Annotated in this window: 13 protein-coding genes; 9 read left to right on the top strand and 4 right to left on the bottom strand. The window is 60.9% G+C overall.

Annotated features, from left to right (window positions below):
• Positions 1 to 17 precede the first annotated feature (17 nt).
• Positions 18 to 2090, bottom strand: a complete 2073-nt coding sequence (locus tag AC0L3L_RS23575) for a putative bifunctional diguanylate cyclase/phosphodiesterase (RefSeq protein WP_473639249.1) — start codon at positions 2088 to 2090, stop codon at positions 18 to 20.
• Between the two features lie 279 nt (positions 2091 to 2369).
• Here AC0L3L_RS23575 and AC0L3L_RS23570 point away from each other — a divergent pair, with 279 nt between their 5' ends.
• The 4 genes from AC0L3L_RS23570 to AC0L3L_RS23555 are packed head-to-tail and all read left to right on the top strand — an operon-like array spanning position 2370 to position 5760.
• Positions 2370 to 3557: a glycine C-acetyltransferase gene (locus tag AC0L3L_RS23570; RefSeq protein WP_473639311.1), complete on the top strand. Its 1188-nt coding sequence runs from the start codon at positions 2370 to 2372 to the stop codon at positions 3555 to 3557.
• A 21-nt stretch (positions 3558 to 3578) separates the two neighbouring features.
• A complete protein-coding gene (locus tag AC0L3L_RS23565) occupies positions 3579 to 4022 on the top strand; it encodes an SRPBCC family protein (protein WP_292180100.1) in 444 nt (147 codons plus the stop codon).
• 45 nt (positions 4023 to 4067) lie between these two features.
• Positions 4068 to 5102 (top strand): L-threonine 3-dehydrogenase, encoded by a 1035-nt coding sequence (tdh, locus tag AC0L3L_RS23560; protein WP_473639248.1) that lies wholly within the window; start codon positions 4068 to 4070, stop codon positions 5100 to 5102.
• Positions 5103 to 5136: 34 nt separating this feature from the next.
• Positions 5137 to 5760: a DUF4304 domain-containing protein gene (locus tag AC0L3L_RS23555; protein WP_473639247.1), complete on the top strand. Its 624-nt coding sequence runs from the start codon at positions 5137 to 5139 to the stop codon at positions 5758 to 5760.
• On the opposite strand, the gene AC0L3L_RS23550 is transcribed toward AC0L3L_RS23555, so the two are convergent.
• Positions 5757 to 6206 (bottom strand): MarR family winged helix-turn-helix transcriptional regulator, encoded by a 450-nt coding sequence (locus tag AC0L3L_RS23550; RefSeq protein WP_473639246.1) that lies wholly within the window; start codon positions 6204 to 6206, stop codon positions 5757 to 5759. The two genes, AC0L3L_RS23555 and AC0L3L_RS23550, sit on opposite strands and share 4 nt — an antisense overlap.
• Positions 6207 to 6352: 146 nt before the next feature.
• On the opposite strand from AC0L3L_RS23550, the gene hmgA reads away from it, so the two are divergent.
• The 4 genes from hmgA to AC0L3L_RS23530 all read left to right on the top strand — a co-directional run bounded on the left by hmgA (position 6353) and on the right by AC0L3L_RS23530 (position 10541).
• Complete coding sequence (gene hmgA, locus AC0L3L_RS23545) at positions 6353 to 7666, top strand: homogentisate 1,2-dioxygenase (protein ID WP_473639245.1); 1314 nt, start codon at positions 6353 to 6355, stop codon at positions 7664 to 7666.
• The gene (locus tag AC0L3L_RS23540; RefSeq protein WP_473639244.1) at positions 7663 to 8598 is read left to right on the top strand and encodes an MBL fold metallo-hydrolase; all 936 of its coding nucleotides are present in this window, start codon (positions 7663 to 7665) and stop codon (positions 8596 to 8598) included. Before hmgA ends, AC0L3L_RS23540 begins: the two co-directional genes overlap by 4 nt.
• A gap of 48 nt (positions 8599 to 8646) precedes the next feature.
• Positions 8647 to 9660: a fumarylacetoacetate hydrolase family protein gene (locus AC0L3L_RS23535; RefSeq protein ID WP_473639243.1), complete on the top strand. Its 1014-nt coding sequence runs from the start codon at positions 8647 to 8649 to the stop codon at positions 9658 to 9660.
• Positions 9661 to 10004: 344 nt separating this feature from the next.
• Complete coding sequence (locus AC0L3L_RS23530; protein ID WP_473639242.1) at positions 10005 to 10541, top strand: DinB family protein; 537 nt, start codon at positions 10005 to 10007, stop codon at positions 10539 to 10541.
• Between the two features lie 199 nt (positions 10542 to 10740).
• Here AC0L3L_RS23530 and hppD read toward each other — a convergent pair whose 3' ends face one another.
• Complete coding sequence (gene hppD / locus AC0L3L_RS23525) at positions 10741 to 11856, bottom strand: 4-hydroxyphenylpyruvate dioxygenase (protein WP_473639241.1); 1116 nt, start codon at positions 11854 to 11856, stop codon at positions 10741 to 10743.
• A 141-nt stretch (positions 11857 to 11997) separates the two neighbouring features.
• On the opposite strand from hppD, the gene AC0L3L_RS23520 reads away from it, so the two are divergent.
• Positions 11998 to 12465, top strand: coding sequence for an Lrp/AsnC family transcriptional regulator (locus tag AC0L3L_RS23520; RefSeq protein WP_029354039.1), 468 nt, complete (start codon positions 11998 to 12000; stop codon positions 12463 to 12465).
• Between the two features lies 1 nt (position 12466).
• Here the strand turns inward: AC0L3L_RS23520 and AC0L3L_RS23515 are convergent, their stop codons facing one another.
• Positions 12467 to 12805 (bottom strand): protein tyrosine phosphatase family protein, encoded by a 339-nt coding sequence (locus tag AC0L3L_RS23515; protein WP_473639240.1) that lies wholly within the window; start codon positions 12803 to 12805, stop codon positions 12467 to 12469.
• Positions 12806 to 13004: the final 199 nt, after the last annotated feature.

Genomic DNA, 13004 nt, shown 5'->3' with positions numbered 1-13004 from the left:
ATGTCAAGGTTGGCGCCTTACGCCCGGCTTCCCCGCAGCAGCGTTAGCCTGGCTTTCTTCGGCGCCCGCGCGACCAGCCATTCGCGTGCCGTGTCCTGCGGCATCGGGAAGGCGATGGAGTAGCCCTGAACCTGGTCGCATCCGATCGCCATCAGCGAATCGAGCTCGGCCTCGGTTTCGGCGCCCTCGGCGACGATCGAGATGCCGAGGCCGCGGGCGAGTTCGGTGATGGCCCGCACGATCTTGGTGTTGTCGTCGTTCTCATTGATATTTTGGACGAAGCGTCGATCGATCTTCAGCCGGTCGATCTCGTTCGGGTTGACGTGGCTGAGCGACGCGTAGCCGGTGCCGAAATCGTCGAGTTCGAGATGAACACCGGCGGCGCGGATGTGCCGCAGCTTTGCCGCTATGCCGGTCTTCTCGTCGTCGAGAATGACGGATTCGACGATTTCCAGCGAAAGCTTTTGTGGCGGCAGGCCAGTTTTTTCCAGCACGCCGAAGAGGAAGGCGTCGAAATCGGGCTCACGCAGTTCGGAGCCGGACACGTTGACGGCGAGCCGTCCAAAGGCAACACCGGCGCGGCTCCACTCGGCCGCCTCGCTGATTGCTTTGGCGATGACGATGCGGCCGATCTCCGGCATGAGTCCGCATTTTTCGGCGACCGGAATGAATTCGCCCGGTGCGATCATGCCGCGCTCGGCATGTTTCCAGCGAACCAGCGCCTCGATGCCGCCGACCGTACCGTTCGACAACGAAACCTGCGGCTGGAAATAGACCTGGAACGCCTTCTCCGCGATCGCGATCCTAATGTCATGCTCGAGCTGCTTGCGGAAATCGAGTTCATGCCGCAACTCCTCGGAGAAGAATGAGAGGCTGCCGCCACTCTGCTTCTTGGCGGAGTGGAGCGCGAGGTCGGCATGGACGAGCAGATCTTGCGCATTGTCGGCGTCGACCGGATAGACGGCGACGCCGGCGCTGGCGCCCGGAAGGATGGTCGTGCCCCGAAAGACGATCGGTTCGTTGATCTGCGTCAGGACGCGCCTGGCGACCATGTTGATGTCCTCGGTGCCGCCGGCACCATTGAGGATCATTACGAACTCATCGCTGCCGAGACGCACGCAGAGATCCGAAGCCCGGCAGGAATCGCGCATGCGCTGCGCCGTCACCACCAGCACATAGTCGCCGGCGGCGTGGCCAAGCGTGTCGTTGATCTGCTTGAACCGGTCGAGGTCGAGGTGGACCGCCGCAAGCCGCTCTCGCCGGCGCTGTGCCCCCTTGATCAGCGTATCGAAATGGTCGGTCAGGAAGGTGCGGTTGTGCAGGCCGGTAAGGCCGTCATGCACGGCGATGAAGGCCATGGAATTGCGGGCATCGATCAGTTCATGCGTCTTGCGCAGAATGGCGTTCGACATCGGCCTGAAGATGAAAAGTGCCACCAGCACGATGACGCCGATGGTGGTGTAGAACAGCGTTCGATGGAGATCGAGAAGTGTTTCCGATCGCGCATCGGCATGGGCGCTGATGCGCTGGCCGAGTGCCGCATAGCCCGACAGGGTCGCATTGGCGATGGAAGCGTCGAGGTTGACGCGTTCGCCGCCGCCCTTGTAGCCGCCATTATCGGCCATACCGAGTCGTGATTCGAACGCCGAAACCAGGCGTTGGCCGTTGGCGATAAGCCCGACCGAGAAGTAATCGAGATGAAACGGCTTGGCGAAAAGCACGCTCTCGACTGACTTTGGATCGAACCTTGCCGATGACGCCGGGTCGGCGACGACCCGCTCGAGCAGAAGGTCGTAGTTCCTCTCGAACTCCGCCGTGGCCTGTTTGAATGCGGTGACCAGAGCCGGTTGTTGGTTGCGCGAAGCAGCACCTGCAGCGTTTGCAAGGAAGACAATGCGTTGCGACAGCGTCTTTTGCATGCCGACAATATCGAGCAGCGTATCGTCGTGCCGCTGGGCAGCCATCATCTGCTGGAGAAGGATGAAGGAGGCCATCACCATGGCTGCAATGATCAGCAGCGCCAGCCAATAGCCGGCCTTGATCAACAGTATGAGCCTGCCCGAAATGGATTGCGCCGGTTTCTGCGACATTTTCTGGGGCGGTCCCTCTCGCCGACAGATTGTTAGGTGTGAGAACCATTGGCTTGAAAGTGTTAACAGCTCCGGAAGTCGACAGAGCTGCGATAGCGACAGCGGTGGAAAGCTCGCGAAATGGTTATCGCGTTCTTTCGCGCCGCAGCTGCATTTGAATATCCGCCATTTGGCGTCATTCTGGCCAACGGCCGTCGCGTCACCGAAGCGGTCGCTTTTGCGGTGGATTTTTCGCCCGCGCGGGGCGACAGTCCATTCAAATCTCAACAGGGCCTGATCATGAGCGCGGCATTCCTCTCCCATATCGACAGCGAACTTCAAGGGCTGAAATCGGCCGGCCTCTACAAATCCGAGCGGGTGATCACCTCGACGCAGTCGGCAGAGATCGAGGTGGGCGGCGAAAAGGTGCTGAATTTCTGCGCCAACAACTATCTCGGGCTCGCAGACAGCGCCGAATTGCGCGACGCGGCCAAGCAGGCGCTTGACCGATACGGGTACGGCATGGCGTCGGTGCGTTTCATCTGCGGCACGCAGGAAGAGCACAAGCAGCTCGAGGCGACGATTTCTGGCTTCCTCGGCATGGAGGATACGATCCTCTACGGCTCGTGCTTCGACGCCAATGGCGGCCTGTTTGAGACGCTGCTCGGTGAGGAGGATGCGGTCATCTCCGACGCGCTGAACCACGCCTCGATCATCGACGGCGTGCGGCTATCGAAGGCGAAGCGCTACCGCTACGCCAACAACGACATGGCCGATCTGGAGGCGCGGCTGAAGGAGGCAAGGGATTGCCGTTTTCGGCTGATCGCCACCGATGGTGTATTTTCCATGGACGGCATCATAGCCAATCTGAAGGGCGTCTGCGATCTCGCCGAGAAGTACGATGCAATGGTGATGGTGGATGACAGCCATGCAGTCGGCTTCGTTGGCAAGAACGGCCGCGGCTCGGCTGAGCATTGTGGCGTCGAGGGCAGGGTGGACATCATCACCGGCACGCTCGGCAAGGCATTGGGCGGCGCATCGGGCGGCTACACATCAGCCAAGAGCCAGGTGGTCGACTGGTTGCGCCAGCGCTCGCGTCCCTATCTGTTTTCCAACACGCTGATGCCGGCGATCGCCGGCGCCTCGATCCGGGTTTTCGAACTGATCGGCAATGGCGATGCGCTGCGCCAGCGTCTCTATGCCAACGCGGCGCGCTTCCGGTCTGAAATGGGTAAGCTCGGCTTTACGCTTGCCGGCGCCGATCATCCGATCATCCCGGTCATGTTGGGCGACGCGACGCTGGCGCAGGAGATGGCGGCGCGCATGCTGAAGCGCGGCATCTATGTCATCGGCTTCTCGTTTCCGGTGGTGCCGAAGGGCCAGGCGCGCATCCGCACGCAAATGTCGGCCGCCCATTCCAGCGCCGATATCGACCGCGCCGTGGCAGCATTTGGCGACGTCGGAAAAGAGCTGGGTGTAATCGCTTGACCCTATCGCAGGAAGCCGGCCATGACGATCGACGTGACGAGCAAGATCGAGATCGCCAGGCCACGCGCGGTCGTCGCCGACTTTTCCGCCGATCCGGACAACGTTCCCCGCTGGTACGTCAATATCAAATCGGTGGAATGGAAAACGCCCCGACCTGCCCGGGCAGGATCGAGAATTGCATTCGTGGCGCAGTTCCTCGGAAGGCGGCTTGTTTACACCTACGAAATCGTCGAGCTCGTGCAGGGCGAACGGCTTGTAATGCGAACCGCCGAAGGGCCGTTTCCCATGGAAACGAGTTACGCGTGGCGGGATGCTGGCGAAGGCCGTACCCATATGGCGCTCAGGAATCGCGGCGCGCCAACCGGCTTTTCCCGTCTGGTTGCCCCGTTCGTGGCTTTGGCCGTCCGGCGTTCGACCGATCGAGATTTGCTGCGACTGAAGAGAATCCTGGAAGCGGCCGCCTGATGCAGCCGATCCGTCAAGACAGGCAAGATTTTTGAGGAGCGTCTGATGTCCAACATGATGAAGGCGCTGGTCAAGGCCAAGGCCGAGCCGGGCATCTGGATGGAAGAAGTGCCAGTGCCGGAAATCGGCCCCAACGACGTTCTGATCAAGATCAAGAAGACCGCGATCTGCGGTACCGACGTCCACATCTACAATTGGGACCAGTGGGCGCAAAAGACCGTGCCGGTGCCGATGGTGACCGGGCACGAGTTCGTCGGCACGGTCGCCGATTTCGGCGCGGCGGTCACCGAATACAAGATCGGCCAGCGTGTTTCGGGCGAAGGCCACATCGTCTGCGGCCACTGCCGCAACTGCCGGGCGGGCAGGGGACATCTGTGCCGCAACACGCTCGGCGTTGGCGTCAACCGGCCGGGTGCCTTCGGCGAATATCTGGCGATCCCGCAGCACAATGTCGTGCCGATCCCCGACGACGTGCCCGACGAGATCGCCGCAATCTTCGATCCCTTAGGCAATGCGGTTCACACCGCATTGTCCTTTGATCTCGTCGGCGAGGACGTGCTGGTCACCGGCGCCGGGCCGATCGGCATCATGGCTGCACTCGTCGCTCAATGCGTCGGCGCGCGAAAAGTGGTCATCACCGACATCAACCCGGTGCGGCTGGCGCTGGCGAAAAAGCTCCGCGTCCAGCATGTGGTCGACGCGTCGAAGGAGAAGCTGCGCGATATCATGCCGGCGCTCGGCATGACCGAAGGTTTTGACGTCGGCCTCGAAATGTCAGGTGCCGCACCCGCCTTCCGCGACATGATCGACGCCATGAACAATGGCGGCAAGATTGCCATTTTAGGCATCGCGCCGACCGGCTTCGAGATCGACTGGAACAAGGTCATCTTCAAGATGCTGCATCTCAAGGGCATTTATGGCCGCGAGATGTTCGAGACCTGGTACAAGATGATCGCACTGGTGCAAGGCCCGCTCGATGTCAGCGGCCTGATCACCCACCGCATTGGCATTGACGACTATATTACCGGCTTCGAAGCGATGAAGAGCGGCAATTCCGGCAAGGTGGTGATGGACTGGTAGCGCCAGCCCATTTGTCTTCACGTTGGGGGCCGAGATGGCGGAAAACGAGCACGGACGTATCATTGCTTCGCAGGCAAAGATCGCATTGCAACCCGCTGGATTTCGGCGGAAGGGTCAGTCGCGAACATGGATTGCCGATCGTGGCTTCTGGCTAAGTGTTGTCGAGTTCCAACCCAGCTCATGGTCAAAAGGCTCTTATCTGAACTTAGCGGTTCACTGGCTTTGGGGTTCACTACCGAGCACATTGACCTTCGATCGCGTTGAGCGCGTTGGCTCGTTTGCCAAGTTTGAAAGTCCTGAGCAGTTTGTCCCCTTGGCAAGTCAAATGGCCAGGACGGCAGCCGAAATTGACCAGATTTATCGATCGACGTTCCCTTCTGTAGCTGCAACTGCCACGGTCCTGGTGAACGAATTGAAATTGGGCGACCACGGCGTGTGGGCTCCTTTCCATGCCGGTGTTGCGGCGGCTTTGGCTGGGGATCAAGGCACGGCAAGACTGATGCTGGGGAGCGTACGGGAGCCTGCTGCTTCGCGAGCGCACGAGGTCTTGGCTCACGTCGATGACCCGGTTGCGTTTCGACGCCAAATAAGGCGCATGATTGAGACCGAACGCACTTACTTCGGGTTGGGCGCACTACCGACCACTATAGCTATTTAACCCTTGCCCAAGGCGAAGTTTATTTCGAGTGCATTCAGTCCGTTCGTGATTGCTGCGCGCTCGCTGGCATTCAGCTTTCCCAGCAATTCCTGCTCGAATGCCTTCGCCAACGGCACCATCTCGCGATAGGCGGCAAGGCCCGCTCCGGTCAGCGTCAGATGCTCGATGCGGCGGTCTTTTTCATCCGGTGTTCGCGTCAGCCAGCGGCGCCGTTCGAGCTCGGCGACGGCGCGCGAAACCTTGGTCTTGTGCATGGCCGACTGTTCGCCGAGCGCTGTTGCGGTCATGCTGCCGTGCTGGCCGAGACCGGCCAGCGTTCGCCATTCGGGCCGCGTCAGGCCGTGGCGATCTTTGTAAATCCTGGAGAATTCGCGGCTGACAGCGTCGGCGAGCCGGTAGAGCCGATAAGGCAGGAAGCTTTCGAGTTCAAGGATTTCCGGTTCCATGTTCCGCGTCCGCGCAGCATGCATTGCTGGTTGATAGTTACATTTTCGATGGTTACAAATGAAACCAGTTTGGTCAATTCCGGAGCGCCGCGCGTCCTCGTGGGCGCACAAAAGACGCTCTGGCAGTGTGAATCCGGGAGGAAATCATGGCATTTTCCTACATGCCGGGGTTCGGCAACGACTTCGAAACTGAAACCTTGCCCGGTTCGCTGCCGCAAGGGCGGAACTCACCGCAGCGGCCAGCCTACGGTCTTTATGCCGAGCAGCTTTCGGGCTCGCCCTTCACCGCGCCGCGCGGCACCAACGAGCGTTCCTGGCTCTATCGCATCAGGCCGAGCGTCAGGCACACCGGTCGCTTCAAGGCGGCGAACTATCCGCTGTGGAAGAGCGCGCCGAATGTTAGCGATCACGAACTGGCCCTCGGCCAATATCGCTGGAATCCGGTGCCGATGCCGAAGGAGCCGACCGACTTCATTGCCGGCATGCGCTCGATCACCACCGCCGGCGACGTGCTCGGCCAGACCGGCATGGCGGCTCATGTCTATGTCGCCAACCGCTCGATGGTCGACGACCATTTCTTCAACGCCGACGGCGAGTTGCTGGTCGTGCCGCAGGTCGGCAGCCTGCGCTTCGTTACCGAAATGGGCGTCATCGAATTGCGACCCGGCGAGATCGCGGTGCTGCCGCGCGGCCTCGTGTTCAAGGTCGAACTGGTCGATGAAACAGTGCGCGGCTATGTCTGCGAGAATTACGGCGCGAAGCTGACGCTGCCGGATCGTGGCCCGATCGGCGCCAATTGCCTGGCCAATCCGCGCGATTTCAAGACGCCTTGCGCCTGGTTCGAGGACAAGGAGACGCCGTGCCGGCTGATGGTGAAATGGTGCGGCCAGTTTCATGTCGCCGAACTCGACCATTCGCCGCTGGACGTGGTGGCGTGGCACGGCAATTATTCGCCCTATAAATATGATCTTGCAACGTTTTCGCCGGTCGGGGCGATCCTGTTCGACCATCCCGATCCGTCGATCTTCACGGTGCTGACCGCGCCGAGCGGCGAGGAGGGCACCGCCAACATCGACTTCGTCATCTTCCCGCCGCGCTGGCTGGTGGCCGAAAACACGTTCCGTCCGCCCTGGTACCACCGCAACATCATGAGCGAGTTCATGGGCCTGATCCACGGCCAATACGACGCCAAGGAGGAGGGCTTCATTCCGGGCGGCATCAGCCTGCACAATCTGATGCTGGCCCACGGACCTGACGCGTCTGGCTTCGAAAAGGCCTCGCGCGCCGAGCTGAAACCGGTCAAGCTCGACAACACCATGGCCTTTATGTTCGAGACGCGATTCCCGCAGATGCTGACCCGCTACGCCGCGGAGGTTGAAACCCGGCAGGAGAATTACATCGACTGCTGGGCCGATCTGAAGAAGCGCTTCAACGGCAGGCCCGAGGGCGACTGGTCTTGAGCGCTGATCCTACGCGGGATCGGCTGGTGCTGCTGGGCTCGAAGGGCGGCCCGGCGCTCCGGCCGGGCGGGCCGTGGCCGACCTCGTCGCTGCTGGAGATCGGCGGCCGCAACATCGTCGTCGATTGCGGGCTTGGCGTGACGCGCGGGCTGGCCGACGCCGGCATCAGCCTGAAGGCGCTCGATCTGGTCTTCATCACGCATCTGCATTCCGACCATGTGCTGGAACTCGGTCCGCTGATCCACACCGCATGGACGGCGGGTCTGGGGACACCGGTCACTGTGTTCGGCCCGCCCGGCACTGGCCATTACTGGCAGCGCTTTTGCCAGGCGATGGAATTCGACATCGAGATACGCATCGCCGACGAAGGCCGGGCGGATATTCTCGACATGGTTTCGATCATCGAATTCGGCCAAGGCCGGGTGATGGAGGAGCGCGGCCTGAAGGTTTCAGCGCTGCGCGTCGACCATCCGCCGGTGACCGACTGCTTTGCGCTGCGCTTCGAGCATGCCGGACGAAGCGTCGTGTTCTCGGCCGATACGGCGTTCTTTCCGCCATTGGCCGATTTTGCCAAAGGCGCCGACATCCTCGTCCATGAGGCCATGCTGGAAGAAGGCATCGAGCGGCTCGTTGCGAAGACCGGCAATGGCGAAAGGCTGAGAGAACACCTGCTCGCCAGCCATACTTTTGCTGAGGAGGCGGGGCGCATCGCCAGTGATGCAGGGGTCAAAAGACTGGTTCTCAACCACCTCATTCCGGCCGACGATCCCGAGATCGGCGAGGCCGACTGGATTGCCGCCGTCAGGAAAACATGGGCCGGCGACTTGACGATCGCCCGCGACGGCCTTGTTGTGGGGCTGGAGGATGATCCCGAACCGAAGGACCGCGTTAGCGAAAAATGGAAACCAGTTTTCGGAAGAGATCATGCGTAAAGCAAAAATTCAAAGCGGCAACAAAGCCGCATCAGGAGAGGAAACCACATGAAGCTTGCCACATTGAAGGACGGGTCGCGCGACGGAAAGTTGGTCGTCGTCTCGCGCGACCTGACGCGCTTTACCGACGCCTCGTTCTTGGTACCGACACTGCAGGCGGCACTCGACGACTGGGGCCGGATCGCGCCGCATCTCGCCGCCATGGCGGAATCGCTGGAGAATAATGCGGTGCCGTCAGCGCGCTTTCACGAGCATGACGCCCATTCGCCGCTGCCGCGCGCCTACCAATGGGCCGATGGCTCGGCCTATGTGAACCATGTCGAACTGGTGCGGAAGGCGCGCGGCGCCGAGATGCCGGCAAGCTTCTGGACGGATCCGCTGATCTACCAAGGTGGTTCGGACAGTTTCATCGCGCCGCGTGGCCCGATCCGCACGGTCGACGAGGCTCTTGGCGTCGACATGGAAGGGGAAGTCGCTGTCGTCGTCGACGATGTGCCGATCGGGGCAAGCCTTGATGAGGCTCGGGCCGCGATCCGGCTGGTCATGCTGGTCAATGACGTCACGCTGCGTTCCCTTACCGCGCCAGAGCTTGCCAAGGGCTTCGGCTTCTTCCAGTCGAAACCGTCCTCGGCCTTTTCGCCGGTCGCGGTAACGCCGGACGAACTCGGCGATGCCTGGGATGGCGGCAAGGTCAGCCTGCCGCTGCTGGTCGACCTCAACGGCAAGCCGTTCGGCCGGGCGAATGCAGGCATGGACATGACTTTCGATTTTCCGGCGCTGATCGCGCATGCCGCAAAAACCCGGCCGCTGGCCGCCGGCACCATCATCGGTTCGGGGACGGTCTCCAACAAGCTCGACGGCGGTCCGGGCAAGCCTGTCTCGGCGGGCGGCGCCGGCTATTCCTGCATTGCCGAACTGCGCATGATCGAAACGATCGAGGCCGGCGAACCGACAACGCCGTTCCTGCGCTTTGGCGACACGGTACGCATCGAGATGAAGGACAGGACCGGACATTCGATTTTTGGTGCGATCGAGCAGAAGGTCGAGAAATACGCAATTTGAAGCAATTCTATATCTAGCGTCGTTCCGAAACGCTGGCAGGATCAGGATGCCGTACACTGCTACTTATCTCTGGTTTGTGGGAGTTTGCGGCATCGCTACTGCCTGGCGTCTAATTTCGGCAATCCGACTTTGCCATCAGGTTGAGAACCGATCTGAAAGACTCCGCAACTTCAGCAGAGTTGCGCGTCGGGCGAAGCTTATCTACGTCGCTTTGAACCGGGACGTTGGAAGCGATGTTGAAACGCAAGCGCTGCGGCGTGGCATGATCGCTCGTCTGCTAGCCATAGGTGCTATCGGTATTGCTGTGAACTTGATTGCCTGGGCTGGTTGGGCGAGTATGTGACGTGGACCTGCTGGACCATAATCGCCGCATGGCACGCAACAATCTCTGGTCGAACGACCGGCTCTACCGCGCCGTGCTACAGCTTGAGCCCGGTGAATTCGAAGCCGAGCGAACCAGCTTCTTTCCCTCGATCAAGGCAACGCTCAATCACATCCTGGCTGTCGATCATCTCTATCTCGATTTTCTCGAGCAGGGTGGCGTTGGCGCCGCGGCCCATGACGATTTCGTGCCGTTCGATGAATCACCAGCGCTGTTTGCCGCCCAGGTCGCGGCCGACCGGGGGCTGATCGCCTTCTGCGACGGTCTGTCGGCGGCCGATCTAGACCGCCGTGTCGTCACTGACCGGCGCGAGGACGGAAAAATACCGGAGCGGATCGGCGACCTGCTCGCCCACCTCTTCATCCACGACATCCATCATCGCGGCCAAGTGCACGCCATGCTGTCCGGTACGTCGGTGAAACCGCCGCAACTCGACGAATTCTTCCTCGACTATGATCTGAAACTCAGGAAAGAAGAGGTCGAGCGACTCGGTTTGTGACCGTTGCCGCCGTCCCTCATCCGCCTGCCGGCACCTTCTCCCCGTGAACGGGGAGAAGCCCGCTGGCCTTACGCTCGGCGTTCATTTCTGCAACCCTGCCGATTGGCCAAAGCGTCGAGGAGAGCGTCCCTCGCCCCGTTTACGGGGAGAGGATGCCGGCAGGCAGGTGAGGGGCAGCTCGGCGCTCGTAATCTTTGGCTTACGCCGCCTTGTCGTCCACCTTCAGCACGCCACGCTTGATCTGGTCCTGCTCGATCGATTCGAACAGCGCACGGAAATTGCCCTCGCCAAAACCCTCGTCGCCCTTCCTCTGGATGAATTCGAAGAAGATCGGGCCGATCACGGTTTTCGAGAAGATCTGCAGCAGGATCTTGGTTGTGCCACCGTCAACCACGCCTTCGCCATCGATCAGGATGCCGTGCTTTTTCATGCGCTCGATCGGCTCGTCATGGCCGCGCACTCTGCTATGGGACATGTCATAATAGGTTTCGGGCGGGCCGGGCATGAACTTCAGTCCGTTGGCGGCCAGCCTGTCGGTGGCGCCGTAGATCTCGTCCGTGCCGACGGCGATGTGCTGGATGCCTTCGCCATTATACTTCTTCAGGTATTCGGCTATCTGGCTGGTCTCGTCCTTGGACTCGTTGAGCGGGATGCGGATCTTGCCGCAGGGCGAAGTGATGGCGCGGCTGACCAGTCCGGTGATCTTGCCGTCGATATCGAAGAAATGGATCTGCTTGAAGCCGAACAGGTCGCGATAGAAATCCCACCATTTGTCCATGTTGCCGCGGTAGACATTGTGGGTGAGGTGGTCGAGATAATAGAAGCCGACGCCTTCCGGCTTCGGGTCGCGCGCGCCCAGCCAGTCGAACTCGGCATCGTAGGCCGAGCCCTTTTCCCCATAAGTATCGATGAAATAGAGCAGTGAACCGCCGATGCCGACGATTGCCGGCACGTCGAGCGTTTTATCTTTGCCTTCATAGGGCGTCGCGCCCTTGGCGACGGCATGGTCGAACGCATGCTTGGCATCGACGACCCGCCAGGCCATGGAGGAAGCGCAGGGGCCGTGCTTGTCGACGAATTTCATCGCATGCGAGCCGGGTTCGGCATTGACGACATAGTTGATGTCGCCCTGCCGCCAGACGGTGATGTCCTTGGTGCGGTGCTTGGCTACCGGCACATAGCCCATGCGGGTAAAAAGCTCGGCGAGCTTTTCCGGTTCGGGATGCGCGAACTCGACGAATTCGAAGCCGTCGGTGCCGGCGGGATTGGTCTTGCTGATCTTTGCGGGCGGTGCGTCGTGTGGGAAGGGGCCCATGGTGTTGTCCTCCAAAAAGCTCTGTGGCCGGAAAGGGCCATTTCCGCATAATCATAGCGCGGAACGGGCGCATGGTGCTTGCATTCAAACGCTTTAAATGATCGAGTGATGCGCGAACTGTGCACGTATGGAGAAGATTCTATGGATGATGCGCGCATCGACCAGTTTGACCGCAAGATAATGGCTCTATTGCAGGGCGACGCACGGCTGACCAACAACGATTTGTCGGAACGGGTGAACCTGTCGGCGTCGCAATGTTCGCGCCGCCGCCAAAGGCTGGAGGAGGACGGCTACATCAGGGGTTATCGCGCGGTGCTCGACCGCGACAAGCTCGGCTTCTCGCTGGTCAACGTCATCTCGGTGACGCTGGCCACCCACAACCGCGACAATGCGCAGCGCTTCGGCGAACTGGTGGCGCGGCTGCCGGAAGTGCAGGAGGCGCACGCGCTAACCGGCGAGATGGACTATATCCTGAAGGTGGTTACGCCGGACCTGAAGTCGCTGTCGGAATTCGTCAACGGCGTGCTTCTGCCGCACGAGTCCGTGCAGCATGTGAAGACGGCGATCGTACTCGAAACGCTGAAGGAAACCGGCGCGCTGCCGATCTAAATTAGCCCATCGACTGCCGGATCAGCCCGTAAAGATTGGTGCAGCGTGCGCCGGAACGGCAATAGGCGAAGATCGGGCCTTCGAGTTCGTCGAGCGCCTCGGCCTGGTCCCCGACATTCTCGGCCGTGATCTGGCCGCTGATGACCGGGATGTAGCGGAAAGCGAGCCCGGCAGCTTCGACCGCTGCCTTGACACTGTCCGCTGATGGCTGGCCGGGCTGCTCGTCATCCGGCCTGTTGCAGATGACGCTCTTGAAGCCGGCGGCCTTGATGGCGGCGATCTCTTCGGGCTGAATCTGGCCCGAGACCGAATAGTCCTCGCTGATCTGACGATATTCCATGATGGCGTCCTCGCAATGTTCGATGCCTGCTGGCCAGGGGCGGAGTCTTGCCACTCCCAGGGCTGGACGGCAATCCGCCCAGAAAGAAATCCCGCTGCGCAGATAGACATTCTCATGCGGGAAATCCAGCCGGGCTACCTACAGTACCGCGCATCCTTGGATCCACAAAGGACGCTGTAGCAGTTTGTTGCCTACACGT

This window comes from Mesorhizobium sp. WSM4849, from assembly GCF_055811385.1.
The sequence above is the reverse complement of the archived record's forward strand: the minus strand, read 5'-3'. Positions and strand labels throughout refer to the sequence as shown.

Coding starts and splice junctions, on each gene's coding strand:
- AC0L3L_RS23575 (WP_473639249.1), bottom strand. CDS start 2,090: ATGTCGCAGAAACCGGCGCAATCCATTTCGGGCAGGCTCATACTGTTG.
- AC0L3L_RS23570 (WP_473639311.1), top strand. CDS start 2,370: ATGAGCGCGGCATTCCTCTCCCATATCGACAGCGAACTTCAAGGGCTG.
- AC0L3L_RS23565 (WP_292180100.1), top strand. CDS start 3,579: ATGACGATCGACGTGACGAGCAAGATCGAGATCGCCAGGCCACGCGCG.
- tdh (WP_473639248.1), top strand. CDS start 4,068: ATGTCCAACATGATGAAGGCGCTGGTCAAGGCCAAGGCCGAGCCGGGC.
- AC0L3L_RS23555 (WP_473639247.1), top strand. CDS start 5,137: ATGGCGGAAAACGAGCACGGACGTATCATTGCTTCGCAGGCAAAGATC.
- AC0L3L_RS23550 (WP_473639246.1), bottom strand. CDS start 6,206: ATGGAACCGGAAATCCTTGAACTCGAAAGCTTCCTGCCTTATCGGCTC.
- hmgA (WP_473639245.1), top strand. CDS start 6,353: ATGGCATTTTCCTACATGCCGGGGTTCGGCAACGACTTCGAAACTGAA.
- AC0L3L_RS23535 (WP_473639243.1), top strand. CDS start 8,647: ATGAAGCTTGCCACATTGAAGGACGGGTCGCGCGACGGAAAGTTGGTC.
- hppD (WP_473639241.1), bottom strand. CDS start 11,856: ATGGGCCCCTTCCCACACGACGCACCGCCCGCAAAGATCAGCAAGACC.
- AC0L3L_RS23520 (WP_029354039.1), top strand. CDS start 11,998: ATGGATGATGCGCGCATCGACCAGTTTGACCGCAAGATAATGGCTCTA.
- AC0L3L_RS23515 (WP_473639240.1), bottom strand. CDS start 12,805: ATGGAATATCGTCAGATCAGCGAGGACTATTCGGTCTCGGGCCAGATT.